Source organism: Cellulomonas sp. JZ18 (genome assembly GCF_009720485.1).
In the GTDB taxonomy this organism is placed as follows: domain Bacteria; phylum Actinomycetota; class Actinomycetes; order Actinomycetales; family Cellulomonadaceae; genus Cellulomonas.
This window is the reverse complement of record NZ_CP045245.1, coordinates 66,812-90,911: the sequence shown is the minus strand read 5'-3', so window position 1 is coordinate 90,911 and position 24,100 is coordinate 66,812. Positions and strand designations below refer to the sequence as shown.

General features: G+C 75.4%; 24 protein-coding genes and 2 riboswitches. Of the genes, 9 read left to right on the top strand and 15 right to left on the bottom strand.

Translation table 11 applies throughout. The features are described from left to right. Nucleotides 1–37 precede the first annotated feature (37 nt). From GC089_RS00445 to metE, 4 genes are all read left to right on the top strand, one after another. Nucleotides 38–703: a DNA-3-methyladenine glycosylase I gene (locus GC089_RS00445; protein WP_155376018.1), complete on the top strand. Its 666-nt coding sequence runs from the start codon at nt 38–40 to the stop codon at nt 701–703. A gap of 52 nt (nt 704–755) precedes the next feature. Further along, complete coding sequence (locus tag GC089_RS00440) at nt 756–977, top strand: hypothetical protein (protein WP_155376017.1); 222 nt, start codon at nt 756–758, stop codon at nt 975–977. Nucleotides 978–1,138: 161 nt separating this feature from the next. Continuing rightward, nucleotides 1,139–1,246: riboswitch (SAM riboswitch) on the top strand. Nucleotides 1,247–1,337: 91 nt separating this feature from the next. Continuing rightward, complete coding sequence (locus GC089_RS00435; RefSeq protein WP_155376016.1) at nt 1,338–2,432, top strand: methylenetetrahydrofolate reductase; 1,095 nt, start codon at nt 1,338–1,340, stop codon at nt 2,430–2,432. A 6-nt stretch (nt 2,433–2,438) separates the two neighbouring features. Continuing rightward, nucleotides 2,439–4,787: a 5-methyltetrahydropteroyltriglutamate--homocysteine S-methyltransferase gene (metE, locus tag GC089_RS00430; protein ID WP_155376015.1), complete on the top strand. Its 2,349-nt coding sequence runs from the start codon at nt 2,439–2,441 to the stop codon at nt 4,785–4,787. 170 nt (nt 4,788–4,957) lie between these two features. Here the strand turns inward: metE and GC089_RS00425 are convergent, their stop codons facing one another. Both GC089_RS00425 and GC089_RS00420 read right to left on the bottom strand, forming a co-directional pair. Then, nucleotides 4,958–5,596, bottom strand: coding sequence for a dihydrofolate reductase family protein (locus GC089_RS00425; RefSeq protein WP_155376014.1), 639 nt, complete (start codon nt 5,594–5,596; stop codon nt 4,958–4,960). Between the two features lie 94 nt (nt 5,597–5,690). Beyond that, on the bottom strand, nt 5,691–6,122 hold the full coding sequence (locus GC089_RS00420) for a hypothetical protein (RefSeq protein ID WP_155376013.1): 432 nt from the start codon (nt 6,120–6,122) through the stop codon (nt 5,691–5,693). A gap of 84 nt (nt 6,123–6,206) precedes the next feature. Here GC089_RS00420 and GC089_RS00415 point away from each other — a divergent pair, with 84 nt between their 5' ends. Continuing rightward, entirely contained in the window at nt 6,207–7,337 is a 1,131-nt protein-coding gene (locus GC089_RS00415) for a MalY/PatB family protein (protein WP_155376012.1), read from the top strand. Between the two features lie 230 nt (nt 7,338–7,567). Here GC089_RS00415 and GC089_RS00410 read toward each other — a convergent pair whose 3' ends face one another. The 7 genes from GC089_RS00410 to GC089_RS00380 form a co-directional block, all read right to left on the bottom strand. Next, nucleotides 7,568–8,026 carry an Hsp20/alpha crystallin family protein gene (locus tag GC089_RS00410; protein WP_155376011.1) on the bottom strand — a complete coding sequence of 153 codons (459 nt, stop codon included), beginning with the start codon at nt 8,024–8,026 and terminating at the stop codon, nt 7,568–7,570. A 162-nt stretch (nt 8,027–8,188) separates the two neighbouring features. Beyond that, nucleotides 8,189–8,659, bottom strand: a complete 471-nt coding sequence (locus tag GC089_RS00405) for a (deoxy)nucleoside triphosphate pyrophosphohydrolase (protein ID WP_155376010.1) — start codon at nt 8,657–8,659, stop codon at nt 8,189–8,191. 134 nt (nt 8,660–8,793) lie between these two features. Beyond that, nucleotides 8,794–9,030 carry a helix-turn-helix transcriptional regulator gene (locus GC089_RS00400; RefSeq protein ID WP_155376009.1) on the bottom strand — a complete coding sequence of 79 codons (237 nt, stop codon included), beginning with the start codon at nt 9,028–9,030 and terminating at the stop codon, nt 8,794–8,796. Nucleotides 9,031–9,352: 322 nt separating this feature from the next. Continuing rightward, nucleotides 9,353–9,724, bottom strand: a complete 372-nt coding sequence (gene gcvH / locus GC089_RS00395) for a glycine cleavage system protein GcvH (RefSeq protein ID WP_155376008.1) — start codon at nt 9,722–9,724, stop codon at nt 9,353–9,355. Nucleotides 9,725–9,782: 58 nt separating this feature from the next. Further along, the gene (gcvT, locus tag GC089_RS00390; protein WP_155376007.1) at nt 9,783–10,955 is read right to left on the bottom strand and encodes a glycine cleavage system aminomethyltransferase GcvT; all 1,173 of its coding nucleotides are present in this window, start codon (nt 10,953–10,955) and stop codon (nt 9,783–9,785) included. After that, nucleotides 10,952–13,867: an aminomethyl-transferring glycine dehydrogenase gene (gene gcvP / locus GC089_RS00385; RefSeq protein ID WP_230685169.1), complete on the bottom strand. Its 2,916-nt coding sequence runs from the start codon at nt 13,865–13,867 to the stop codon at nt 10,952–10,954. The genes gcvT and gcvP overlap by 4 nt, the downstream gene beginning before the upstream one ends. A gap of 247 nt (nt 13,868–14,114) precedes the next feature. After that, a riboswitch (glycine riboswitch) is annotated at nt 14,115–14,225 on the bottom strand. 51 nt (nt 14,226–14,276) lie between these two features. Next, the gene (locus GC089_RS00380; protein ID WP_155376005.1) at nt 14,277–14,876 is read right to left on the bottom strand and encodes a sugar O-acetyltransferase; all 600 of its coding nucleotides are present in this window, start codon (nt 14,874–14,876) and stop codon (nt 14,277–14,279) included. A 116-nt stretch (nt 14,877–14,992) separates the two neighbouring features. Between GC089_RS00380 and GC089_RS00375 the strand changes: the two genes are divergently transcribed. Further along, nucleotides 14,993–16,003, top strand: a complete 1,011-nt coding sequence (locus tag GC089_RS00375) for an aldo/keto reductase family protein (protein ID WP_155376004.1) — start codon at nt 14,993–14,995, stop codon at nt 16,001–16,003. Between the two features lie 78 nt (nt 16,004–16,081). Here the strand turns inward: GC089_RS00375 and GC089_RS00370 are convergent, their stop codons facing one another. Both GC089_RS00370 and GC089_RS00365 read right to left on the bottom strand, forming a co-directional pair. After that, on the bottom strand, nt 16,082–16,630 hold the full coding sequence (locus GC089_RS00370; RefSeq protein WP_230684957.1) for an alpha/beta hydrolase: 549 nt from the start codon (nt 16,628–16,630) through the stop codon (nt 16,082–16,084). A gap of 203 nt (nt 16,631–16,833) precedes the next feature. Beyond that, on the bottom strand, nt 16,834–17,724 hold the full coding sequence (locus GC089_RS00365; protein WP_155376002.1) for a DUF72 domain-containing protein: 891 nt from the start codon (nt 17,722–17,724) through the stop codon (nt 16,834–16,836). Nucleotides 17,725–18,329: 605 nt separating this feature from the next. Here GC089_RS00365 and GC089_RS00360 point away from each other — a divergent pair. Both GC089_RS00360 and GC089_RS00355 read left to right on the top strand, forming a co-directional pair. Continuing rightward, nucleotides 18,330–18,911 (top strand): hypothetical protein, encoded by a 582-nt coding sequence (locus GC089_RS00360; RefSeq protein ID WP_155376001.1) that lies wholly within the window; start codon nt 18,330–18,332, stop codon nt 18,909–18,911. Then, on the top strand, nt 18,908–20,836 hold the full coding sequence (locus GC089_RS00355; RefSeq protein WP_155376000.1) for a hypothetical protein: 1,929 nt from the start codon (nt 18,908–18,910) through the stop codon (nt 20,834–20,836). The genes GC089_RS00360 and GC089_RS00355 overlap by 4 nt, the downstream gene beginning before the upstream one ends. 111 nt (nt 20,837–20,947) lie before the next feature. On the opposite strand, the gene GC089_RS00350 is transcribed toward GC089_RS00355, so the two are convergent. Next, nucleotides 20,948–21,415 (bottom strand): ACT domain-containing protein, encoded by a 468-nt coding sequence (locus GC089_RS00350; protein WP_155375999.1) that lies wholly within the window; start codon nt 21,413–21,415, stop codon nt 20,948–20,950. Then, a complete protein-coding gene (locus tag GC089_RS00345; protein ID WP_155375998.1) occupies nt 21,412–22,512 on the bottom strand; it encodes a lactate dehydrogenase in 1,101 nt (366 codons plus the stop codon). The genes GC089_RS00350 and GC089_RS00345 overlap by 4 nt, the downstream gene beginning before the upstream one ends. Nucleotides 22,513–22,659: 147 nt before the next feature. Between GC089_RS00345 and GC089_RS00340 the strand changes: the two genes are divergently transcribed. Then, nucleotides 22,660–23,070, top strand: coding sequence for a hypothetical protein (locus GC089_RS00340; protein ID WP_155375997.1), 411 nt, complete (start codon nt 22,660–22,662; stop codon nt 23,068–23,070). A 3-nt stretch (nt 23,071–23,073) separates the two neighbouring features. Here GC089_RS00340 and GC089_RS00335 read toward each other — a convergent pair whose 3' ends face one another. Together GC089_RS00335 and GC089_RS00330 are read right to left on the bottom strand one after the other, a co-directional pair. Continuing rightward, nucleotides 23,074–23,463: a zf-TFIIB domain-containing protein gene (locus GC089_RS00335; RefSeq protein WP_155375996.1), complete on the bottom strand. Its 390-nt coding sequence runs from the start codon at nt 23,461–23,463 to the stop codon at nt 23,074–23,076. Between the two features lie 44 nt (nt 23,464–23,507). After that, entirely contained in the window at nt 23,508–24,080 is a 573-nt protein-coding gene (locus GC089_RS00330) for a TetR/AcrR family transcriptional regulator (protein WP_155375995.1), read from the bottom strand. Nucleotides 24,081–24,100: the final 20 nt, after the last annotated feature.

The window sequence follows — 24,100 nt, the reverse complement described above, 5'->3', positions numbered from 1 at the left end:
ACGCCGGGATGTCGGCGGGGACGAGCAGACTCGCCGCATGACCGAGACCCCCGTCCCGCCCGGCGGCTCCCCCGGGGACGCCCTGCCGCTGGTCGCCGGCCGCTGCTTCGGCGACGGCGACCCGCTCTACGCCGCTTACCACGACGAGGAGTGGGGCGTGCCCGTGCACGACGAGCACGCGCTGTTCGAGCGCCTCGCGCTCGAGGCGTTCCAGTCCGGACTCGCCTGGATCACGATCCTGCGCAAGCGGCCGGCGTTCCGCACCGCGTTCGCCGGCTTCGACCCCGAGGTGGTGGCGCGCTTCGGCGACGGCGACGTGGCCCGCCTGCTCGCCGACGCCTCGATCGTGCGCAACCGGGCCAAGATCGAGGCGACGATCGCCAACGCGCGCGCCGTGCTCGCGCTGCACGAGGCGGGGCGCAGCCTCGACGAGGTGCTCTGGTCGCACGCGCCGCAGGGAACGCGCACGCGTCCGAGCGGCGGCGCCGACGTGCCGGCCACGACGCCGGAGTCCCGCGCGCTGGCGCGCGAGCTGCGCGGCCTGGGGTTCCGGTTCGTCGGGCCGACCACCGCGTACGCGGCCATGCAGGCGTGCGGCGTCGTCGACGACCACGTCGCGACCTGCCCGGTGGCGCTGCGCCGTTCGGGCGCGTCCGTGACCGGCGCACCGGGCGGAGCGCGTCCCGGTGCTCCACTGGGGTGACACGCGGTCCGGACGCGTGTCCAGGACCAGCGACGGGACTAGGGTGCCCGGCATGGTGGACCAGCGGGACGGCGAGGGACGGCACGACGCCGTGCGCGCCGCACACGACGCGTGGGAGAGCGCCGACGCGCCCGACCCCAGCGTCCTGGCCGCCGTCCAGGACGGTTTGCTCGCCGTACCCGCCGGCTCGCCGACGGCGTGGTTCGGCGTGCCGAGGCCGCGCCCCTCGCGCGAGCAGCCGCCGCCGGACGGGCTCCGCCGCCGCCAGCGCTGACGCGACGACGCCGAACGTCGCGCGCTCGGGCCGCCGAGGGCGACCCCCGTCGGCACACGTCCTCACCCGCTCAGGGCGCGCCTGACCGCCCCGCGACACGCCGCGTCTCATGCAGCGGTCACCCCTGTCCGCCATACGGGACCGCTCGCTACGCTTCACGCCGACCATCCAGAGCGGCCGAGAGACCTGGCTCAGCGACGCCGCAGCAACCCCCCTCCTCGTCGAGGGTGTGGGTGCTTCCGCCAGGAACGATGGAGTGACGATGATCGTGCGCCCTGACGTCGCCGACCCCACGGACGGCGGCACGTCCTGCCTGGCCGCCGCCCGCCCTCGTCCCCGGCCCTGCGCCGGGACGCCGCGATGACCGCCGTGGCGGACGCGCGGGCCGCGAGTGCCCCCGCCGACGGGCGCGCGCCGGTCGACGGGCACGCGCCGGCCACCCGCGCCGCGCGCCGGCGGGCCCCCGCGGCCGCGCTCGACCGGCCGACCGTGTCGTTCGAGCTGTTCCCGCCGCGCGACGTCGACGCCGCGCCCCGCCTGTGGGCGACCGTCCGGGAGCTCGAGGCCGCCGAGCCCGACTTCGTGTCGGTGACCTACGGCGCCTCCGGGAAGACCCGCGAGACGACGCGCGCCCTGGTCACGCGCCTGCTCCGGGAGACGACGCTGAACCCGATCGCGCACCTCACCTGCGTGGGCACCTCGCGCGCGGAGGTCGCGGCCGTGGTCGAGGAGTTCCTCGACGAGGGCGTGCGCGCGTTCCTCGCGCTGCGGGGCGACCCGCCCGCCGGGCAGGCGGACTGGCAGCCGCACCCGGAGGGCGTCGCCACCGCCGCCGAGCTCGTCGCGCTGCTGCGCGAGGTCGAGCAGCGCCGGTGCGCGGGCTCGCCCGCGCAGGCGGTGCGGGCGCGCGTGCGGCCGCTGTCGCTCGCCGTCGCCGCGTTCCCGCGCGGCAACCAGGCCACCGGCGGGACCCGGCAGCAGGACGTGCAGGCGCTGCTCGCCAAGCAGGAGGCCGGCGCCGACTTCGCCATCACGCAGGTGTTCTTCGACGCCGAGGCGTACCTGGGCCTCGTCGCCGAGGCCCGTCGGGCGGGGGTGACGATCCCGATCGTCCCGGGGATCATCCCCACGACCGACCCGGCCCGGCTGCTGCGCGTGCAGGAGCTGACGGGGGTGCCCGTCCCGCGCACGCTCCTGGACCTGCTCGGGTCGGTGGACGACCCGCTCGAGCGCCACCGACGCGGCATCCGCGCGGGCGTCGACCTGGTCCGGGCGGTGCTCGACGGCGGCGCACCCGGCGTCCACGTCTACACGTTCAACAAGCACGAGGCGGCACTCGACCTGCTCGACGGCGCCGACCTGCGCGGAGGCCGCCCGGCCGCCGCCGTCCCCACGACGTCCACCGAGCCCGCCGGCGACCTTGCCGTCGGGCCCACCCCGACACCGGCGAGGTAACCCGTCATGACCGACACCGCCACCACGACCCCGGCCCCGGCGTTCCCCGCCGGCTCCGTGCTGGGCTACCCCCGCATCGGCCCGCGCCGCGAGCTGAAGAAGGCGCTCGAGGCGTTCTGGGCCGGCCGCACCACGGCCGAGGAGGTCGAGGCCGTCGCCGCCGACCTGCGCCGCCGCACCCGCACCCGGCTCGCCGAGCTCGGGCTCGCCGCCGACGCCCCGGCGATCCCCAGCGCCTTCTCCTTCTACGACCACGTCCTCGACGCCGCGGCGCTCGTCGGCGCGGTGCCGGCGCGCTTCGCCGACCTGCAGGACGCGGACGGCCGCCTCGACCTCGCCGGCTACTCGACGGTCGCGCGCGGACGGGGCGACGACCTGCCGCTCGAGATGACGAAGTGGTTCGACACGAACTACCACTACCTCGTCCCCGAGATCGGCCCGGACACGACGTTCCGGTACGCGAGCGACCGCCCGGTCGCCGAGTTCGCGGAGGGCCTGGCGGACGGCGTCCTCACGCGTCCCGTCGTCGTCGGCCCGGTCACCTTCCTCGCGCTGTCCAAGCCGACCGAGGACGCACCCGCCGGCTTCGGCCCGCTGGACCGCCTCGACGACCTGCTCCCCGTCTACGCGCGCCTGCTCACCGAGCTCGCCGCCGCGGGGGCCACCTGGGTGCAGCTCGACGAGCCCGCGCTCGTGTCGGACTCGATCGGCGTGCCCGCCGAGGAGCTGTACGAGGCGACGACGCGGGCCTACCGCGCCCTGGCCACCGAGCTCGCGCGCCCGCAGCGGCCGGCGATCCTCGTCGCGGCGCCCTACGGCGACCTCGGGCCGGCGCTGCCCGTGCTCGCGGCCACCGACGTCGAGGGCATCGCGCTCGACCTCGTCCGCGGTGAGGCGCCCTCCGTCGTCGCGCCCGGCCTGGGCACCAAGACGGTCGTCGGCGGCGTCGTCGACGGCCACAACATCTGGCGTGCGGACCTCGACAAGAAGCTCGCCGTGCTCGAGCAGCTCGAGACGCTCGCCGCCCGGGCGGTCACCGTCGGCACGTCCACGTCGCTGTTCCACGTCCCGCACACGGTGGAGGACGAGCCCGCTCTCGACCGCACGCTGGTGTCCTGGCTGGCGTTCGCCGACGAGAAGGTCCGCGAGGTCGCGACGCTCGCCGAGGGCCTGACCGAGGGCCGCGAGGCGATCCACGAGCAGCTCCTGGCCGCGTCCGAGGCCGTCCGCAGCCGCGCGACCGCCCCGGGCGTCGTCCGCCCGGAGGTCCGCGAGCGCGCCGCCGCCCTCACGGACGAGCAGTTCCGCCGCGGCCCGTTCGCCGAGCGCAAGGCCGCCCAGGCCGAGCGCCTGCGGCTCCCGGCCCTGCCGACCACGACCATCGGCTCGTTCCCGCAGACACCGGAGATCCGCAAGGCCCGTGCCGCGTTCGGCAAGGGCGAGCTGACCGCGGAGCAGTACGAGGACGAGATGAAGGCGGAGATCCGCCGCGTCGTCGAGCTGCAGGAGCGCATCGGCCTGGACGTGCTCGTCCACGGCGAGCCCGAGCGCAACGACATGGTCCAGTACTTCGCGGAGAACCTCGACGGGTTCGCGGTCACGCAGAACGGCTGGGTCCAGTCCTACGGCTCGCGCTGCACGCGCCCGTCGATCCTGTGGGGCGACGTCTCGCGCCCGGCGCCCATCACGGTCGCGTGGTCGACGTACACGCAGTCGCTCACCGAGAAGCCGGTCAAGGGCATGCTCACCGGCCCGGTGACGATCCTCGCGTGGTCGTTCGTCCGCGACGACCAGCCGCTCGGCGACACCGCGAACCAGGTGGCCCTCGCGCTGCGGGACGAGATCGCCGACCTCGAGGCCGCCGGCATCGGCATCGTCCAGGTCGACGAGCCCGCCCTGCGCGAGCTGCTCCCGCTCCGGGAGAAGGACCACGCGGCGTACCTCGACTGGTCGGTGCGCTCGTTCCGGCTCTCGACGGCCGGTGTGCGACCGGAGACGCAGATCCACACGCACCTGTGCTACTCGGAGTTCGGCGAGATCATGGACGCGATCGACGGCCTCGACGCGGACGTGACGAGCATCGAGGCGGCCCGCTCGAAGATGGAGATCCTCGGCGACATCGCCGCGGCGGGCTACCCGCGCGCCGTCGGCCCGGGCGTCTACGACATCCACTCCCCGCGGGTCCCGAGCGAGTCCGAGGTCACCGAGCTGCTCACCGAGGCGGTGCGCACCATCGAGCCCGACCAGCTCTGGGTCAACCCCGACTGCGGCCTCAAGACGCGGCGCTACGAGGAGGTCACGCCCTCGCTCGAGCACCTCGTCGCCGCGACCCGGACGGTCCGCGCGACGCTCTGACCCCACCGGCCGCTGCCCGCTCGCTGCGGCCGGAGCCACCGGCGTCCCGCGACGCGCCCACCGCCGCGGACGCACCACGGCGCCCGTCCCTCGTCCGAGGGGCGGGCGCCGTCGTCGTCGCACCCGCCGCCGCCCCGTGCACCGGGGCCGGGCGGCGACGAGCGCGAGGCTCAGGCGGGGACGACGACCTCGCTGCCGTCCACCACGGCCGTCGACGCGACCTCGTACGCCCGGGGCGTCAGCGCCAGGTACGTCAGCCCGCGCTCGCTCGACCGGTGCTCGACCACGTCGTACCCCCGCGGCACCGCGTCCGTGCCGAACAGCCGGCGCCCGTGCCCCACCGTCACGGGCGCGATCAGCAGCCGGTACTCGTCCACCAGCCCGGCGGCGTGCAGCGACGCCGCGAGCCGTGCGGACCCGTGCACCTGCAGCTCGCCGCCCTCGCGCTCCTTGAGCGCCGTCACCGCCTCCACCACGCCGCCCTCGACCCGACGCGACCCGGACCACTCGCCGGTGAGCTCGCTCGACGTGACCACGTGCTTCGGCAGCGAGTTCAACGCCACCGCCGCCGGGTCGCCGTCGGTCACCTGCGGCCAGTACGCGCGCATGAGCTCCCACGTCGTCCGACCGAACAGCAGCTCGGACGTGCGCTCGAACCACCCGCCCACGACCTCGCCGAACAGCGGGTCGTCCGCGAACGGGATGACCCAGCCGCCGGCGGTGAAGCCGTCGCTGGTGTCCTCGTCCGGGGCACCCGGCCCCTGCACCACACCGTCGAGCGTCATGAACTCGTGCACCGTCAGCCGCATCGTGCGCCTCCCGTCGTCGTCCTCGTGCCCCTACCGACCGGCGCGCCGGGTCGCACTCATCGGGTGCCGTGCCCGGGGCGGCGTCGCGCGCGAATCAGGGGAGCGTCGGGCTCGTCGCGACCGCCTGCGGGTCCAGCCACACCCCGGACTCGGCGACCCAGCAGTCGTCGCGGAGCGTGCCGACCTCCGCACCGCACGCGTCGCACAGCAGGTTGGGGCCCTGCATGCCGTCACGGGCGCAGCACCCGGCGAGCCGGTACCCGTCGTGGTGGCGCCGCACCGCGAGCGACTCCGCGGGGTGCAGGACGACGCAGCCGGCCGGGCCGCCCGGGACGCGGTGGCCGCCGGGACCGGGCACGTACGGCGCCCCGAACGGCTCCGGGTCCACCGCGAAGGTGCCGACCGGGACGCTCGGTGCCGGCTCCTCGGGCCGCACCGGCGGCGCGGCTGCCCGGTCCGCGTCGGTGACGGGCCGCAGCTCACCGGTGAGCCGCGCGCCGCAGGCCCGGCACAGGAGGTGCGTCACGACCGCCAGCATGCCGGGGGGCGGCACCGCCGGCCACGCCTTTCCTGCGGCGGCGGCGCCGGGACGCGGACTAGCGTCGAGGGCATGGGTACCCCGTTCGACGTCCCCCTCGACGAGCTGCGCACGCGCCGGTCCTCGAAGTGGGCCACCTACCCGTCCGACGTGCTGCCGGCGTTCGTCGCCGAGATGGACGTCCGCCTGCCCGAGGCCGTCGTCCGCGCCGTCGCCGACGCCCTGGCTGCGGGCGACACCGGCTACGAGGTCGGGAACGGCTACGCCGAGGCGTTCGCCGGCTTCGCCGCGGAGAGGTACGGCTGGGACGTCCCGGTCGCCGCGTCGCGACCCGTGCCGGACGTCATGCTCGGCATCGTCGAGGTGGTGCGCGTGCTGACCGCGCCGGGCGACGGCGTCGTCATCAACCCGCCCGTCTACCCGCCGTTCCGCGAGTTCGTGGCGCACGCCGGCCGGCGCGTGGTCGACGCGCCGCTGGGCACCGACGGTCGCCTCGACCTCGAGGCCCTCGACCGGGCGTTCACCGACGCCACGGCCTACCTGCTCTGCCACCCGCACAACCCCACCGGCACCCTCCACACCCGGGACGAGCTGGCGGCGGTCGGCGCCCTCGCGACCCGGCACGGCGTGCGCGTCGTCGCCGACGAGATCCACGCGCCGCTCGTCGTCGGCGACGCGCCGTTCGTGCCGACGACGACGGTGATCCCCGACGCCGTCGCGCTGCACTCGGCCTCGAAGGGGTTCCACCTGGCGGGCCTCAAGGCCGCGCTCGCCGTGCCCGGTCCGGACGCGGCCGCCGACCTGGCGCGCATGCCGGAGATCGTCGGCCACGCCGTGAGCCACGTCGGCTCCGTCGCGCACCAGGCGGCGTTCCGCGAGGGCGGTCCCTGGCTGGACGAGGTGCTGGCGGTGCTGCGTGAGAACGTCGCGACGGTCGAGGGGACCCTCGCGGACCGCCTGCCCTCGGCGCGCTGGCGCTGTCCGGAGGCGACCTACTTCGCCTGGCTGGACCTGCGCGACACCCCGGCGGTCCGCGCGAGCGGCGCCGAGCCGGTCCGCCTCCTGCGGGAGGAGGGCCGCCTGGCGACGCAGCCCGGTCCGACGTTCGGCCCCGGCGGCGAGGGCCGGGTCCGCCTCAACCTCGCCTGCTCCCCGACCACCCTCACGGAGGTCCTCGACCGCCTGACCACGACCCTCACCTGACGCAGCCCGCGCCCTGCCCCACCCGTCCCCCTCTCGCCGAGTTCGGCAGTCCTGGGCCGAGACCCGCACCTGGAGGTCGCGATCTCGGCACGCACCTGCCGAACTCGACGAAGGGGTGGGCGGGGCGCGGCGGGACGGGAGGCCGGGCAGTACGGGAGGGGCGGGCAGGACGACGGACGGCCCCGCTCCCGGTGCGGGAGCGGGGCCGTGGAACCGGTGCGACGAGCCCGTCAGGCGTTGGCGTCGGCCTGCTGGGCCTCGACGTGGCCCGCCTCGATCGACGTGGGCCGTGCGCCGTGCTGCACCTCGATGCGGCGCGGCTTGGCCTCCTCGGCCACCGGGATCGTCAGGGTCAGCACGCCGTCGGCGTACGTCGCCGAGATGCGGTCGAGCGCGAGGCCGCGACCGACGGTGAGCTGCCGGGCGTACGTGCCGGACGGACGCTCCTTCGCGAGCCACTGCACGTCGTGCTCGGTGCGGCCGGAGCGCTGCGCGCGGATGGTCAGCGTGCGGTCCTCGACGTTGACGTCGATCGTGCCCGGGTCCGCACCCGGCAGGTCGACGTGGAGCACGTAGTGGTCGCCGTCGCGGTACAGGTCCATCGGCATGGAGGCCGACGCGCGGTCCGCGGCGAACACCTGCGCCAGCACGCGGTCCATCTCCTGGAACGGGTCGAAACGAGTAGCCACGCCCCTCACCTCCTCACGTGGGGCCTCGGACCTCCCGGGCCCCGGTGCGTCCCCGGGCCTGTCCGGCTCCGGGTGGCTACACGCACAGATTTAGCACTCTCGACCCGAGAGTGCCAGAGCTCGCGGGCGGGTTTTCGCCCAGGGAGAACGCGGGCGCGGCGGTCAGGCCGGCTGGTCGGCGGCGCCGGCCCGGGCGTCCTGACCGCGGCCGGGGAACGTCGCCACGAACTCCGCCAGCCGCTCGACGATGCGCACGTCGGCGTCGAGCCAGGGGACGTCGAGCCACTGGCCCTCGGGCAGCCAGCGCAGCTCGTCGTGCTCCACGAGGGGCGCGGGCTCGCCGTCCAGGACCTCGGCGAACCACAGCCGCATCACGTACCGCTCGGAGAGACGCCACATCCCGTCGTCGGGGCCGAGCAGCTCGACGCCGAGGCCGACCCGCACACCGAGCTCCTCGCGCAGCTCGCGGTGCAGCGCCTCCTCGGGCAGCTCACCGGGGTCCACCTTGCCGCCCGGGAACTCCCACCGCCCCGCCAGGCTCGCGGGCGTCGCACGCCGGCCCGCCAGGAGCAGGCGGGGGTCGTCGAGGTCGTCGACGAGCGCGGCGGCGACGACGAGCGTGGGCGGCGTCATGCGCCGAGTCTGCCAGCCACGCGTCACGAGCAGGTCACGGGCACGTGCACGCGGGACGCGCAGCGGGCGCCGTACCGCCCGGCGTCCGCTCTCCCCCAGCCGGACGCCGGGCGTCGTACCCGGAGGACGCGGGGTCAGCGGATGCCGTGGGCCTCGGCCCAGGCGACGGCCTCGGCGCGCGTGGAGACGCCGATCTTGCGGTAGACGCTGCGGACCTGGGACTTGACGGTGTTCCGCGTGACGAACAGCCGCGTCGCGATCTCCTCGAGCGTCACGTCCTCGGCCAGCTCGGCCAGGACGACGCGCTCACGACGGGTCAGAGCGTGCCCGCCCAGGACGGTGGGGCTCGGGCGGGTCTCCAGCATGCTCATGGTGTCCTCCGGTGGGCGGCGGGGCCGGACCGTCCGGCTCCGCGAGGGCTGCGTACCGGATGAGAGGGACAGGTGGCCGCCCTATGACGGGACTTTCGCCACTTGATCTCTCCGACCACCGAAGGTTCCCCCCGCGGTGCCGAACGCTGCACCACACATGACGTCCCGGACGGCCGCTTGATACACGACGTCACGGGTTGTCGCCAGCAGAGTGCGCCATGTCACCCGTACGGGGCAAGCACCCCAATGGCGGAGGACACCCGGCGTATCACCCGTTCGGACGCGGGCGTCCGATTCGCCTGGGTGCTGGCACCCAGGCGGATCACGGGTTGAGCGCGCGGTACTCCTCGGCGGAGAGCAGCGTGCCGGTGCCGGTGACGTCCACGCGCAGCAGCCAGCCCGCGCCGTAGGGGTCCGCGTTGACGAGCGACGGGTCGTCGACCGCCGCCTGGTTCACCTCGACGACCGTCCCGGTCACGGGCGAGTAGAGCTCGGAGACGGACTTCGTCGACTCGATCTCCCCGATCACCGCGCCCGCCGTCACCTCGGAGCCCACGCCGGGCAGCTCGACGAAGACGATGTCGCCGAGGGCGTCGGCGGCGACGGACGTGATGCCGACCGTCGCGGGCGACGCCGCGTCGATCCACTCGTGCTCGGCGGTGTACTGCAGGGTGTCGGGCAGCTCGGCGGCCATGGTGCTCCTGTCCGGGAGGATGGGCGGGGTGGACGGGTCGGCGCGGGCGCGCCGGGCGTCAGCGGGGACGACGGTAGAAGGGCAGGGGCACGACGCGCACGGGTTCGCGGCGCCCGCGCACGTCGACGGCGAGCTCGGTGCCCTCGGCGGACACCTCGGGCGTCACGTACGCCATGGCGACGGGGTGGCCGAGCGTGGGTGACGGCGCGCCGGACGTCACGGTCCCGACGACGGGCGCGTCGGGGTCCGTCGACGCCACCACGGCGTACCCGTGGCGGGCCGCACGCCGGCCGAGCCCCTGCAGCCCGACGAGCACGCGCGCCGGTGCGGACGCGGCCCGGGCGGCGAGGGCGTCCCGTCCGACGAACGGCACGGGCCGTCCGTCGGCGTCGACCTTGTCGAGCCGGACCACCCGGCCGAGGCCGGCGTCGTGCGGCGTCGTCGTGCGGTCGAGCTCGTTGCCGTACAGCGGCATGCCCGCCTCGAGACGCAGCGAGTCCCGCGCGGACAGCCCGGCGGGGACGAGACCGAACGGCTCCCCGGCGGCGAGCAGGGCCCGCCACAGCGCAGGCGCGTGCTCGGCGGGCAGGAAGAACTCGAACCCGTCCTCGCCGGTGTAGCCGGTGCGGGCGGCCAGCACGGGCGCGGCGTCGAACCGCACGGGCAGGCACGCGTAGTAGCGCAGGTCCTCGAGCGTGACGCCCGCGGCGGGGTCCGCGACCAGGCCCGGCGTGGCCAGGACGACGTCGAGCGCGCGCGGCCCCTGCACCGCGACCAGCGCGGTGGCGGCCGACCGGTCGGCGACCTCGACGTCGAGCCCTGCGGCACGCTCGCGCAGCTCGGTCAGCACGGTGACGTGGTTGGACGCGTTCGCGACGACGAGGTACTCCTGCTCGCCGGTGCGGTAGACGACGAGGTCGTCGATCACGCCGCCGTCGGGCTGGACGACCATCGTGTAGCGCGCACCGAGCACGCGCAGGCCCGAGAGGTTCCCGACGAGCGCGAGGTCGAGGAACCGGCCCGCGTCCGGACCGGCGACCGCGATCTCGCCCATGTGCGACAGGTCGAACAGCCCCGCCGCGGTGCGCACCGCGGTGTGCTCGGCCAGGTCGGACGTGTAGCGCAGCGGCATCTGCCAGCCGGCGAACGAGGTCAGCGCGGCGCCGAGCGCCACGTGCTCGTCGTGCAGGGGCGAGCGCAGCTCCGTCGTGGCGTCCGTCCCGCCGCTCACGCGAGGTCCCCGTCCGCGAACGCCTCGACGGGCGGGCACGAGCACTGCAGGTTGCGGTCGCCGCGGGCGCCGTCGATGCGCCGCACGGGCGGCCAGTACTTGTCCTGCCGCAGGCTCGCCAGCGGGTACGCGGCGGTCTCGCGCCCGTAGGCGTGCTCCCACGCGTCGGCCGTCACGGACGCCGCGGTGTGCGGCGCGTTCCGCAGCGGGCTGTCCGCGAGCGGCCAGCGCCCGTCCTCGACGGCGTCGACCTCGGCGCGGATCGCGACCATGGCGTCGACGAACCGGTCGAGCTCGGCGAGGTCCTCGCTCTCGGTCGGCTCGACCATGAGCGTGCCCGCCACCGGGAACGACAGGGTCGGCGCGTGGAAGCCGTAGTCCATGAGCCGCTTCGCGACGTCCTCGGCCGTGACGCCCGTGGCCTTGGTGATCGGGCGCAGGTCGAGGATGCACTCGTGCGCGACGAGGCCGTTGGGGCCCGTGTAGAGCACCGGGTAGTGCGGCGCGAGGCGCGCGGCGAGGTAGTTCGCGGCGAGCACCGCGGTCTCCGTCGCCGCGCGCAGGCCGTCGGCGCCCATGAGCGCGACGTACGCCCAGGAGATCGGCAGGATCCCGGCCGAGCCCCAGCGCGCCGCCGACACGGGCGGCACCGGCGCGGCGGAGCCCTCGCCCGACGGCGTCGGGTCGCCGGGCAGGAACGGCACGAGGTGCTGCGCCACCGCGACCGGACCCACACCCGGGCCGCCGCCGCCGTGCGGGATGCAGAACGTCTTGTGCAGGTTCAGGTGGGATACGTCGCTGCCCAGCTCACCGGGCCGCGCGAGGCCGACCAGCGCGTTGAGGTTCGCGCCGTCGATGTACACCTGACCGCCCGCGGCGTGCACGAGGTCGCACACCTCGCCCACGTGCTCCTCGTAGACGCCGTGCGTCGAGGGGTAGGTGATCATGATCGCCGCGACGCGGGGGCCGTGCTGGTCGAGCTTGGCGCGCAGGTCGGCGAGGTCGACCTCGCCGTCCTCGGCCGTCGCGACGACGACGACCTTGAGGCCCGCGAGCGCGGCGGACGCGGCGTTCGTGCCGTGCGCGGAGGCGGGGATGAGGCAGATGTCGCGCGGCTCGTCACCGGGCCCGCGGCGCGCCTCGTGGTACGCGTGGATCGCGAGCAGCCCGGCGAGCTCGCCCTGCGAGCCGGCGTTCGGCTGCACCGACACCGCGGCGTAGCCGGTGATCTCCGCGAGCCAGCGCTGCAGCTCGTCGACGAGCGCGGCGTAGCCCTCGGTCTGGTCGTGCGGGGCGTACGGGTGGATCGTCGCGAGCTCGGGCCAGGAGATCGGCTCCATCTCGACGGTCGCGTTGAGCTTCATGGTGCAGGAGCCCAGCGGGATCATCGTGCGGTCCAGGGCGAGGTCCTTGTCGGACAGGCGCCGCAGGTAGCGCAGCATCGCCGTCTCGGAGCGGTACCGGTGGAAGACGGGGTGCGTGAGGTAGTCGCTCGTGCGCGACAGGTGCGGCGGCAGGTCGGCCGGGCGGGCGCCGACGAACCCGACGGAGTACCGGCCCGCGTCGTCCGGGGTGAGCGCGGTCGCGCCGCCCTCGGCGAACGCGAGCGCGACCCGCAGCAGGTCGTGGTCCGTCGTGGTCTCGTCGCACGCGACCTGGACGTGGTCGGCGTCCGGTGCCCACAGGTTGACGCCGCGGACGGCGGCGGCTCGCACGACGTCGCGGGCGCGGCCGGGGACGACGGCGCGCACGGTGTCGAAGAACGCGTCGTGCTCCACGGTGACGTCGGCCTCGCGCAGCACCTCGGCCAGGCGGACCGCCTGTCCGTGCACCCGGCGCGCGATGTCGCGCAGCCCGTCGGGCCCGTGGAAGACGGCGTACATCGACGCGACGATCGCGAGCAGCGCCTGCGCGGTGCAGATGTTGCTCGTCGCCTTCTCGCGGCGGATGTGCTGCTCGCGCGTCTGCAGCGCGAGGCGGTACGCGGGGGCGCCGTCGGCGTCGACGGAGACCCCGACGAGCCGGCCGGGCAGCGTGCGCTCGAGGCCGGTGCGCACGGCCATGAACGCGGCGTGCGGGCCGCCGCCGAACAGCGGGACGCCGAACCGCTGCGCCGAGCCGACCGCGACGTCGGCGCCGAGCTCGCCGGGCGTCGTCGCGAGCGTGAGGGCGAGCAGGTCCGCGGCGACCGTGACGAGGGCACCGCGCTCCTTCGCCGCCGCGACCACCGGGCGCAGGTCCCGGAGCGCGCCCGACGCGCCGACCTGCTGCACGACGACGCCCACCAGCGGGCCGTCGACCTCCGGCAGGCCGTCGGTGAGGTCCGCGACGACCACCGGCAGGCCCACCGCGCGCGCACGGCCCTGCGTGACGGCGAGCGACTGCGGGAACAGGTCAGCGTCGAGGACGACGGTGCCGGTCGACGCCTTCGAGGCCCGCCACATGAGCGCGACGGCCTCCGCGACGGCGGTGGCCTCGTCGAGCAGGGACGCGTTCGCGACGTCGAGGCCGGTCAGGTCGGAGACGACGGTCTGGAAGTTGAGCAGCGCCTCGAGCCGGCCCTGGGAGATCTCCGGCTGGTACGGGGTGTACGCGGTGTACCAGGCGGGCGACTCGAGCACGTTGCGGCGGACCACCGGCGGCGTCACGGTGTCGTAGTAGCCCTGCCCGATCATCTGCGTCATGACGCGGTTGCGGCCGGCGACCGCGCGCAGGTCCGCGAGGACCTCGGACTCGCCGCGGGCGGGCGGCAGGTCGAGCGGGCGTCCGGTGCGGATCGTCGCGGGGACGGCGGCGTCGACCAGCGCGTCGAGGCTGTCGAAGCCGAGCGTCGCGAGCATGCGCGCCGTCTCGTCGCCGCGCGGCCCGATGTGCCGGTCGGCGAAGCCGCGGGCGGCGGGGGCGTGCGGCACGGGCGTCGCGGACCGCCCGGTGGCGGCGAGGGACTGCACGTCGAGGTCGGTCACGGCTGCTCCACGGGGTCGTCCGGTGCCGGGCACCGGGACGGGCTGGGGGCTCCCCGCTCTGTCATCCGCACGCCGGTGGGGGCGGCGACCTGAGAGTTTTGCCGGTCCGCCATGAGCCTCATGAGGCTCCGGGGCGCGCCGGCTTGCACCGTCGGTGGGCGCCGGACGTGCCGGCGCCGCTTTCCAGAGTTGCCTGGCCGCGGCGGTACGGGGGCCTGAGAGATTCCCGGGGAGGGTTGCTCCTTCGGCGTCCCGCGTCGGCGCCCCGAGGGGCGGCCGGCGGGAGCTCTCCCGCCGCGGTTCGAGCAGCGTGTTCAGTTGTGAGTCGCTTCACGTCCAGCCTACGGCACGGCGGTCAGCCGGCCCGCAGGTCCTTGACGACGCGGGCCGGGTTGCCGACCGCCACGACGTCCGGCGGGACGTCCTTCGTCACGACCGACCCTGCCCCGATCACGGAGCGCGCCCCGATCGTCACGCCCGGGCACACCACGACGCTGCCGCCCAGCCACACGCCGTCCTCGATGATGATCGGGTCGACCCGCTCCCAGCCGTCCGGCCGCAGCGCGGGGTCGAGGACGTGCGTCGGCGTGTACAGCCGGACGCTCGGGCCGATGAGCACGTCCGCACCGATGCGGATCTCGCCGCCGCCGAGCGTGAGGAAGTCCGCGTTGACGAACGTGCGGTCCCCGACGTGCAGGCGGTGGCCGTAGTCCAGGTAGAACGGCGGGCGGAAGTCGACGCCCTCGCCGACCGTGCCGAGCAGCTCGCGGAACATCGCGAGCGCGGCGTCGCGGTCCTCGTCGTAGAGGGCGGTGATGCGCCGGCAGGTGCGCTGCGTCGACGTCGTCATCTCCGCCAGCTCCGGCCCGTACCGGTACCGGTACCAGTCGCCCGCGACCATCTTGTCGTACTCGGAGCGGGCGTCCGCGAGCGCGGTCGCCAGGTCGAGGTCCATGCAGCACCCTCCCGGTGGTTCGGCGTCCGCGAGTCTGTCACCCGCCCGGCCGTCCCCCGGGTGCCGGAGGTCCCGCCGGTGCGGCAGCACCCCCGCGGAGGTGCTGGGATGGGGGCATGGAATTCCGCTACCTCGGCAACTCCGGGCTCAAGATCTCGGAGATCACGTACGGCAACTGGCTGACGCACGGCTCGCAGGTCGAGAACGAGACCGCGACCCAGTGCGTGCGCGCGGCGCTCGACGCCGGCATCTCGACGTTCGACACCGCGGACGTCTACGCGAACACGAAGGCCGAGACCGTCCTCGGCGAGGCGCTGAAGGGTGAGCGGCGCGAGTCGCTGGAGATCTTCACGAAGGTCTACTGGCCGACCGGCCCGCAGGGCAAGAACGACGTCGGCCTGTCGCGCAAGCACATCATGGAGTCGATCAACGGGTCGCTTCAGCGTCTGCAGACCGACTACGTCGACCTCTACCAGGCGCACCGGTACGACACGGAGACGCCGCTCGAGGAGACGATGCAGGCGTTCGCCGACATCGTCCGCCAGGGCAAGGCGCTGTACATCGGCGTCTCGGAGTGGACCGCGGACCAGATCCGCGCCGGCCACGCCCTCGCCCAGGAGCTGGGCTTCCAGCTCATCTCGAGCCAGCCGCAGTACTCGATGCTGTGGCGGGTCATCGAGGAGGAGGTCGTGCCGACCTCGCGCGAGCTCGGCATCTCGCAGATCGTCTGGTCGCCCGTCGCCCAGGGCGTGCTCACCGGCAAGTACAAGCCGGGCCAGGAGCCGCCGGCCGGGTCGCGCGCCACGGACGAGAAGGGCGGCGCGAACATGATCAAGCGGTTCATGAACGACGACGTCCTCACGCGCGTGCAGGGCCTGCAGCCGGTCGCGGACGAGCTCGGCCTGTCGATGGCGCAGCTCGCGGTGGCGTGGGTGCTGCAGAACGACAACGTCGCGGCCGCGCTCATCGGCGCCTCGCGCCCCGAGCAGGTGCACGAGAACGTCAAGGCCGCGAGCGTGCAGATCCCGGCCGAGATGATGCAGAAGATCGACGACGTCCTCGGCGACGTCGTGGAGCGCGACCCGGGCAAGACGGCGGAGACGTCGCCGCAGAAGCGCCCGGCCTGACCCTCGCGGTCGGTCCGTCCCGACGCCCGGTGGCCCTCGCGGCCGCCGGGCGTCGGCGCGTCCGGGGGCGTCGGACCCTCAGCGGGCGAGCAGGTCGTCCAGGAGCGCACGGCCCTGCGGCCAGGCGCCGAGGCCGGAGTCGGAGTTGATGTGCCCCAGCGGGCCGACGTCCACGAGCTCCGCCCCGAGGTCCGCCGCGAGCCGCGCCGCGTGCCCGGGGGTGCCGTACGGGTCGTCCTGACTCGTGACGACGACCGTGCGGAACGGCATCCGCCGGCGCAGGGGCGCGTCGAACCCGTGCGCGGCTGCCGGGAACGCCGGGGCGTGGACGTCGGGCGGCGCGACCAGGAGCGCGGCGACGACCGACGCGTCGGTGTGCGTGGCGGCCCACTCGGTGACGACCGTGCACCCGAGGCTGTGCGCGACGAGCACCTTGGGTCCCGCGGTGCCCCGCAGGGCGGCGTCGAGGTCGGTGACCCACTCGTCGCGGACCGGCTCGTCCCAGGACGCGTGCTCGACCCAGACGCCGTGGGGCAGCTCGGCGTGCCACAGGGCCTGCCAGTGGTCCGGGCCGGAGCCGCTGATGCCGGCGACGAAGACGGGGACCGGTGCGTCGGTGGGCTGCACGCCGCCATGCTCCCGCACGCCGAGCGCGTCACGCCCGGCGTGTCGGCGGCCCGGCGGCGCTTCTCCCGGCGGGCGTCCGCACCGTGTGCATACGGCCGTGCGTACGTCCGTGCGTACACCGTGCGCACGGTTCAGCACGACACCTCGCCTCTCGCGCGACACGCCGAGGGCGGCGGGCGGTCGGCCGGGGGCCGCGCCGCGGGTCACGCCGGTGCCGCCCGCGGACCGGCGCCGAGCCGGGCGGCCAGCGCCATCGCGTCGAAGGGGGCGCGGACCTTCACGTCGTTGTCGAAGTACACGTAGACGTCCCGGGGACGGTCCGCGGCGGGCGGCGCGACGCGCGGGCCGTCGGGCGGTGGCGCCCCGGTCGACCAGGCGCGCACCTTCGCCGCCCACCGGTCGAGCGAGTCGTCGTCGTAGCCCGAGACGTACAGCTCGCTCTCGCCGTGCAGGCGGACGTAGACGACGTCGCTGGTCAGGTCCTCCAGGTGCGGCCAGCGGCCGGCGGTGTCCGCGACGACGAGACCGACGTCGTGCGCGCGCAGCAGCGCGGGGAACGCCGGCGTGACGAACGTGCCGTGCCGGACCTCGAGCACGTGCCGCAGGGGCCGGTCCGCGTCGGTCTCGGTCAGCGCGCGACCCTCCGGCACCTTGTCGTCGTGCTGCTCGGCGAGCCGGGCCGCGGCGGCCGTCGAGCGGGGCAGCAGGTCGAAGAAGCGGGCGAGGCGGTCGGCGTCGAAGCCGAGGTTCGGCGGCAGCTGCCACAGGAGCGGGCCCATGCGGTCGCCCAGGGCCAGCACGCCCGAGGCGAAGAAGTTCGCGAGCGGCGTCTCGACGCCCGCGAGCTTCTTCATGTGCGTGACGAAGCGCGGGCCCTTCACGGAGAAGACGAAGTCGTCGGGCGTCTCCGCGCGCCACGCGCGGTAGCTGTCGGGTCGCTGCAGCGAGTAGAAGGACCCGTTGATCTCCACGGACCGCATCTGCCGCGACGCGAACTCCAGCTCACGCCGCTGCGCCAGGCCCGGCGGGTAGAAGACCCCGCGCCACGGCGCGTACCGCCACCCGGAGATGCCGATGCGCACGTCCCCGGTCATGCGACGGGACTCTAGGAGGGCGGGGACGCGCGCACCCGCTGAGCCGCGTCCGCGGTGCGGCGCGACGGGGAGGACGACGGCGGCTGCGGCCCGCGTCGCGTCATGCCGCCTCGACGGGCACCGTGGCCCCCGCCCCTGATCCGGTGCCCGGCCGACCTAGCCGCGTCACGATCCGATCGTGTGACACGTCCCACGTCCCCTCCGACCGGTGTCACGGCGGTCGATGGGAGGGCGAGCCGGGACGGGTCGCTCCGTGCTGACCTCACCAGCGCCGCCCTCCCGGACGTGCACCTCCTGCCGCCGGCCGGGCGCGTCTGGCCGTGCTCAGGAACCAGAGAGGCACACCCGTGACACACCCGTACGCCCCGCCCCCGCCCGACGAGGGGCAGCCGCCGAGCACGCCCGGAGGCGTCCCGCCGCACCACGCGGGAGACGCCGCGTACCCCCCGCCCACCCCGCCCGCACCCTCGGGGCAGCCGCCTGCCGGCCCGCCCCCGTCGTACGCGCCCGCCGCGTCGGCGCCGGCACAGCGCCCGGGCGTCGCCCAGGCCCCCGCGGCGTGGTGGGGCACGCTGCGGGCGGCAGCCGCGGGTGACCCCGCACGGGTGACGGACCGCGCCGTCGGCACCCCCGACGCACCCGCGACCCCGTGGACCCCCGTCCTCGCCGCCGTGCTCGGCGGGGCGCTCGTCGGCCTGGCCCTCGTCGTGGCCATGAGCCGGCTCTCGTCCCAGTTCGGCTACTTCTACGCACCCGACGCGAGCGCCTACGTCGGCGCGTTCGTCCTGCCCGTCGTGTGCGCGGTGCTCTCGCTGCTGGCGCGCGCGGGCAGCCTCGCGTGGCTGTTCTCGGCACGCAAGCGCCCCCTGGCGTTCGGCCGCGCCCTCGGCCTGGCCGGCATCCCGTTCACCCTCAGCACGCCGGTGCTCGTCCTGGTGCTCCTGCTCTCGCTCGTGCCCGGCACGTTCACGGCGTTCGTGCTCCTGCTGGCCGGGGCGTTCACGGCGTTCTACGCCGAGATCACGACGTACATCGCGGTGGCGCGCGTCGGCCGCTTCGAGTCCTCGCCGGTGCTGCTGCACTCCGTCCTGAGCGCGGCCTGGCTCGCCGTCGTCGCCCTGGTCGCCGCTCTGGTGCTGAACGACGCGACGAGCACGGCGCTCGGCGGCTTCGGGATGCTCCGGTGAGCGCGCCCCGGACGGCCCCGCTGCGCCGGACGCTCGCCGCGGTCGCGGCCGGACTCCTGGTGCTCGTGCTCGCGGCGTGCGGCGCACGCATCGACACGCAGCTCACGGTGGACACCACCGGTGCCGGCACCCGCGTGATGACGCTGACGCTCGACGAGAACCAGGACAGCGTGCTCGGCGGGACGGCGGCCGTCGACGCCTCCGTCCAGCGGCACAAGCCCGCCGAGGTGGACTACTCCGGCCTGACCGTCGGTCCCGCGGGCGAGTGGGTGGCGACGTTCACCGTCTCCTTCGCGGACCCCGAGGAGTACCGGGCGAAGATGATCGCCCTCCTCGCCGCGAGCGACCAGACGTGGTCCGAGGAGAACGCCTTCGTCGTCGAGCAGAGCCGGTTCGTGCAGGGTGCGCGGATCGAGGAGCGGTTCGACAGCGACGACCTGCTGCGGTGGATGTTCGACGGGCTCCTCGTGGACGGCGTCGTGGACCCCTCCAACGAGAACGACATGCACGAGCTCGGCACGACGACGGTCACGTACGACGGCGTCGCCTACGACGCGGGCTCACCGATCTCGTTCTCGCGCGTCCAGGACCGCGGGTTCGACGCCGTCGAGCTCGCCACGTCCTGGCAGGACGAGGGGTACTCCCGCGTCGTGACGTACCGCCTCGACGACAAGGCCGTGTACAAGTCCGCGCAGGACGTGTTCGACGGGTTCTTCGCGGAGGTCGAGGAGGCCGGCGCGGCCGTGGAGCAGGACACCTCCCAGGTCGGCGTCACCTGGACGGTGACGCTCACCGCCGAGACGCCCACCGACCTGGTCGAGGTCACCAACGCGGTGCTGCTCAGCGAGGAGACGGCGTTCGACGTCAGGTCGGAGCCCGCGGAGGACGACCCGGCCACGTCCCGCATCTCGGTGCTCGACTACGCCGAGTGCGCCGCGATCTGCTCGCCGGACGCACCCGCGGTCGTCGAGACGCTCACCGTCCCGGCGGAGTACGCGCTGGTGGGTGGCACGGGCGTGCAGCAGGAGGACGGCGTGCGTTTCCCCATGTCGTCGGGGGACGAGCCGCAGACGTTCCACGCCGTGCACCGGTTCCGCTCCGTGCGCACCGAGCTGAGCCTGGGCCTGACGGGCGCGGTCACGTGGACCGGGCGCTTCGTCGCCGACGCGCAGACAGCCGAGACGGTCGGTGACGGGTTCGAGACGCTGCTCGCCCCGTCCGGCGAGGACGCGCGCCTCGCCGTGGACACGGGCGACGACGGCGTGACCTACACGGTCACCGTCGAGGGCGACGACGCGGACGACTTCAGCGCCGCGTTCGCGACGTGGGGCGAGCCGTCGGCACCGGCCCTGGTGGTCACGCCCCTGCCCGGCGCGAACCTGTTCCGCGTCCACGAGCAGCTCGTGGCCGACCTGGCCGTCCGGGAGACCGTCGCGGCCCACCTGCCGGCGGACGACGTGGAGCACACCGTGTCGCTGCCGTTCGGGCGGACCTTCGACGCCGGCACCGCCGCACCCGAGGGTGTCGTGGCGGACGGCCGGAGCCTGACGGCGACGGGCCCCACCGCCCTCGTCAGCGCGGGCGTGTCCGGCACGTCGCTGGTCGGGCTCGTCGCGTGGGCGGCCCTCGCGGTCGTGGTGCTGGGGACCCTCGGGTTCCTCCTGCTGCTGCGCCGCCAGATCGCCGAGGCGGTCGGCCGCCGTCGCGAGGCGAAGGCGCACGCGGCCGCCCAGGGCGTGCCGGACGCGCCGGTCGGGCCCGTGGTGGCCGCTCCCGCGGGGCCGGTCGCCGGTGCGCCGCAGGCCGTGGCGCCGTCGGTACCCGCACCCGTGGGTGCAGCGACGGTCGCCGCACCGCCGGTCAGCGCACCTCCGGTCAGCGCACCTCCGGTCGCGCGGGCAGGGGACGAGGCCGACCTGCTGTAGGTCGGCCGCCCGACGGGGAGGACGACGCGCCGGCCGGTCCGCACGGCCGGCGCGTCGTCCTCCCGCCGTCCACCGGCGCCGACGCCGGCCCGCCGACGGGGACCGGCCCGCTCAGGCGTACGGCGGCTGGATGACCGTCGCGTCGCTCGTGGCCCCCGCGGCCCGCGCCGCCTCGACCGTCGCCTCGACGTCCGCCAGCGCACCCTCGACGAGCAGCGGCTGGCCCTGCTCCGTCTCCCCGGACCAGCGCACGGCCGCGTGCGCGGGCGGCCGGAACGCGACGCCGGGCGGCAGGTGCACCACCGCCGCGGCCCGTACGCCGAGGTCGTCCGCGCGGCGCACCAGCACCGAGCGGACCTGCGGCAGTCGCTCGACCGTCCGCGTGAGCAGGCGCGCGCGCCGCTCACCGGCGCGGAACGTGACGACCACCAGGCCGGCGTCGTCGTGCACGTCGCCCGTGGCCATGGAGTCGACGTTGACGCCGCGCGTGGAGAACACGCCCGCGAGCGCGGAGATGCTGCCGGTGCGGTGCTCGGTGCGCACCCAGCCCACCCAGCGGGTGTCGTCGTCGGTCGTCATCGGGCCTCCTCGGGGACGGCGGTGCCGGTCGACGTCCAGGGCCCGGTGCCGGCGGCGATCGCGGCCGCGGCCTGCGCCAGGCGGGCGTCCTCGTCGTCGGGCAGCGGGTCGAGCAGCACGCGGGTCCAGCCCTCGGGACCGAGGACGACGGGCACGCCCAGCACGCCGTGCACGGGTGCGCCGCCCACCGTCGCCTCCCCCGCGAGCGCGACCTGCCCGGCGACCACGATGTCCCGCCCGTCGAGGACGGTCTCCAGCAGGTCGATCGTCGCCGAGGCGGTGCCGGTGGCGGTCTTCGCGCCGGACTGGTGCGTCATCCACGGACGCGCGAGCGCACGCAGGTCCGTGGGCCACGTGTCGATGAGGGCGAACGCGGCCGCGATGTCGGTGGCGGCGACGGCCAGCAGGTCCTGCTTGGCCTGCGCGACCTCCGCCGGGAACGTCGCGAGCGTGCGACCGGCGCGCATGCGGGTGACGGCACGCCGACGCTCGGCCAGGTCGAGGCCGCTGATCCGCACGGTCGACCACAGCGGCACCGCGTCGTCCCCGTGCTGCCCGCCGACGAACCCGCCCACGCGGTGCCGGCGCACGCCGAGCTGCACCGCGATCTCCCGCCGGAACCGCAGCGTGTCGAGCCACGCCCCCATGCCGATGACGCGGTGCCGCCCCAGCCGCTCGGCCATCACCGCGACCCCGAGCTCGACGGGGTTGGCGACGACCACGACGACCTCGCTGCCGGACCCGTGCGCGGCGAGCGCGTCGGCGTACGCGCGGAAGACCGCGGCGTTCTCGGCCGCGAGCTCGGCCCGGCTGGGCGGCACGCCGTCGGCCCGCGGCGGCACGGTGCGCCCGGCCGCCACGACGACGACGTCCGCGACCACCTCGGCGGGATCGAGTGCGACGTCGAGCACGGGTGCGTGCTCGTCGTAGGCGTCCACCAGGTCGGCACGCAGGCCGTGCACCGCGCGTCCGGACGCCCCGCCCGGCCGCCCCACCAGCTGCAGCCGCGACGTCGTGGGCAGCACCTGCCGCTCCACGAGCTGCGTGCAGACCTGCCGTCCGACGTCTCCCGTCGCCCCGAGCACCGCCACGTCCATGCGGCCGAGGCTACGGGCGCCGCGTGTCACGCGCGTTGCGGCACCGGGCGCCCGCACGCGTCCGCCGGGAGCGGGTGCGCACCCCGCCGGGACGACGGACGCTGGTCGTGGCCGCGCCCGCGGTCGTGCCTCGTGAGGGAGACCACCATGCGCCGTCCGCTCGTCCGCACCGTCGCCCTGCTCGCCGCCGTGACCGCACTCGGCGCGTGCAGCGACGGCGACCAGCCGGAGGACAAGGACGCCGCCCCCTGCGCCGCCGTCGAGCAGTTCGGCACCGCGCTGGACGAGCTCGACGCGACGTTCGGCGGCGACGCCTCCGCGGACGACGTGCGTGAGGCCCGCGAGCGCGCGGACGAGGCGCAGGAGCGTCTGGCGGACGCCGCCGACGAGATCGCGCAGGAGCAGCGGGAGGCGTTCGACGACGCCTGGGAGCGGCTCGACGACACCCTGGACGACGCCGAGGACGGCGGTGCGGCCGCAGCCGCGGGCACGCTGCGTGAGCAGGCCGCCGAGGTCGCCACGGCGCGCGACGACCTCGCGGACGCGCTCAGCTGCTGACGGTCAGAAGTCGAACAGGTCCTCGAGCCAGGAGTCCTTCTTCTTCTTGCGCCGCGGGTCGTACCCGGGCGTGCCGTAGCCGGGTGCCGCGCGGCGCGGGTCGTACCGGGGGTCGCGCCGGTCGTCGTACCCGCGGCCGTAGTCGCGCTCGTACCCGCGGTCGGGACGCCCGGCGTCGTAGCGGCGGTCGTCGTACCCGGGCGGCGGGCCGGGGGTCTGCACGCCCGGCACGGCCCGCGGGTCGGTCGGCGCGGCGGGACCGGCCGCACGGTCGAGGATCTTGTCGAGCTCGCCACGGTCGAGCCAGATGCCGCGGCACACCGGGCAGTAGTCGATCTCGACGCCCTGGCGCTCCGCCATGACGAGCTGGGCCTGGTCCACGGGGCACTGCATCGCCGCGCTCCTTCCGGTCGTGTGCGGACGAACCTACGCCACTGTCAGGTACGGGCGACGGCCGCGACGGCCAGGTCGACGAGGCCGTCGAGGTCGACGTCCCACTTCTCGGCGGGCAGGTGGCCGGCGAGGTGGAGGTCGACGGCACCGTGCACGGTCGCGACGAGCAGTCCGCCGACCGGCCGTGCGCGGGCGTCGCCCACGGCACGGGCGACGAGCACGAGCAGCGCGTCCTGCGCGGCCGACGCGGCGGCGACGACCGGCGGGGACGACGCGGCCGGCGGCGTGGACATGAGCCGGTACAGGTGCGGCCGGGTCCGCCCGAGGTCGACGAGCGCCGCGAGCGCGCGGCGCAGGGCGTCGGTCGGAGCGAGCCGGTCGTCCTCGGCGACGGCCCGGACCCGGTCAGCCGCGGAGGTCCAGGCGTCCGCGGCGAGCGCCGCGAGCAGGTCGTCCTTGTCCGCGAAGTGCCGGTACGGCGCGGTGCGGGACACCCCCGCGCCGGCGCCGACGTCCCGCAGGGTCACCGCGGGCTCGCCACCGGCGTCGAGCAGCCGGCCGGCCGCGTCGAGGAGGGCGCGGCGCGTGCCGGCCGCGGTCTCGGCTCTGGTCGCCATGCCGTCAGGGTAGTTGACAA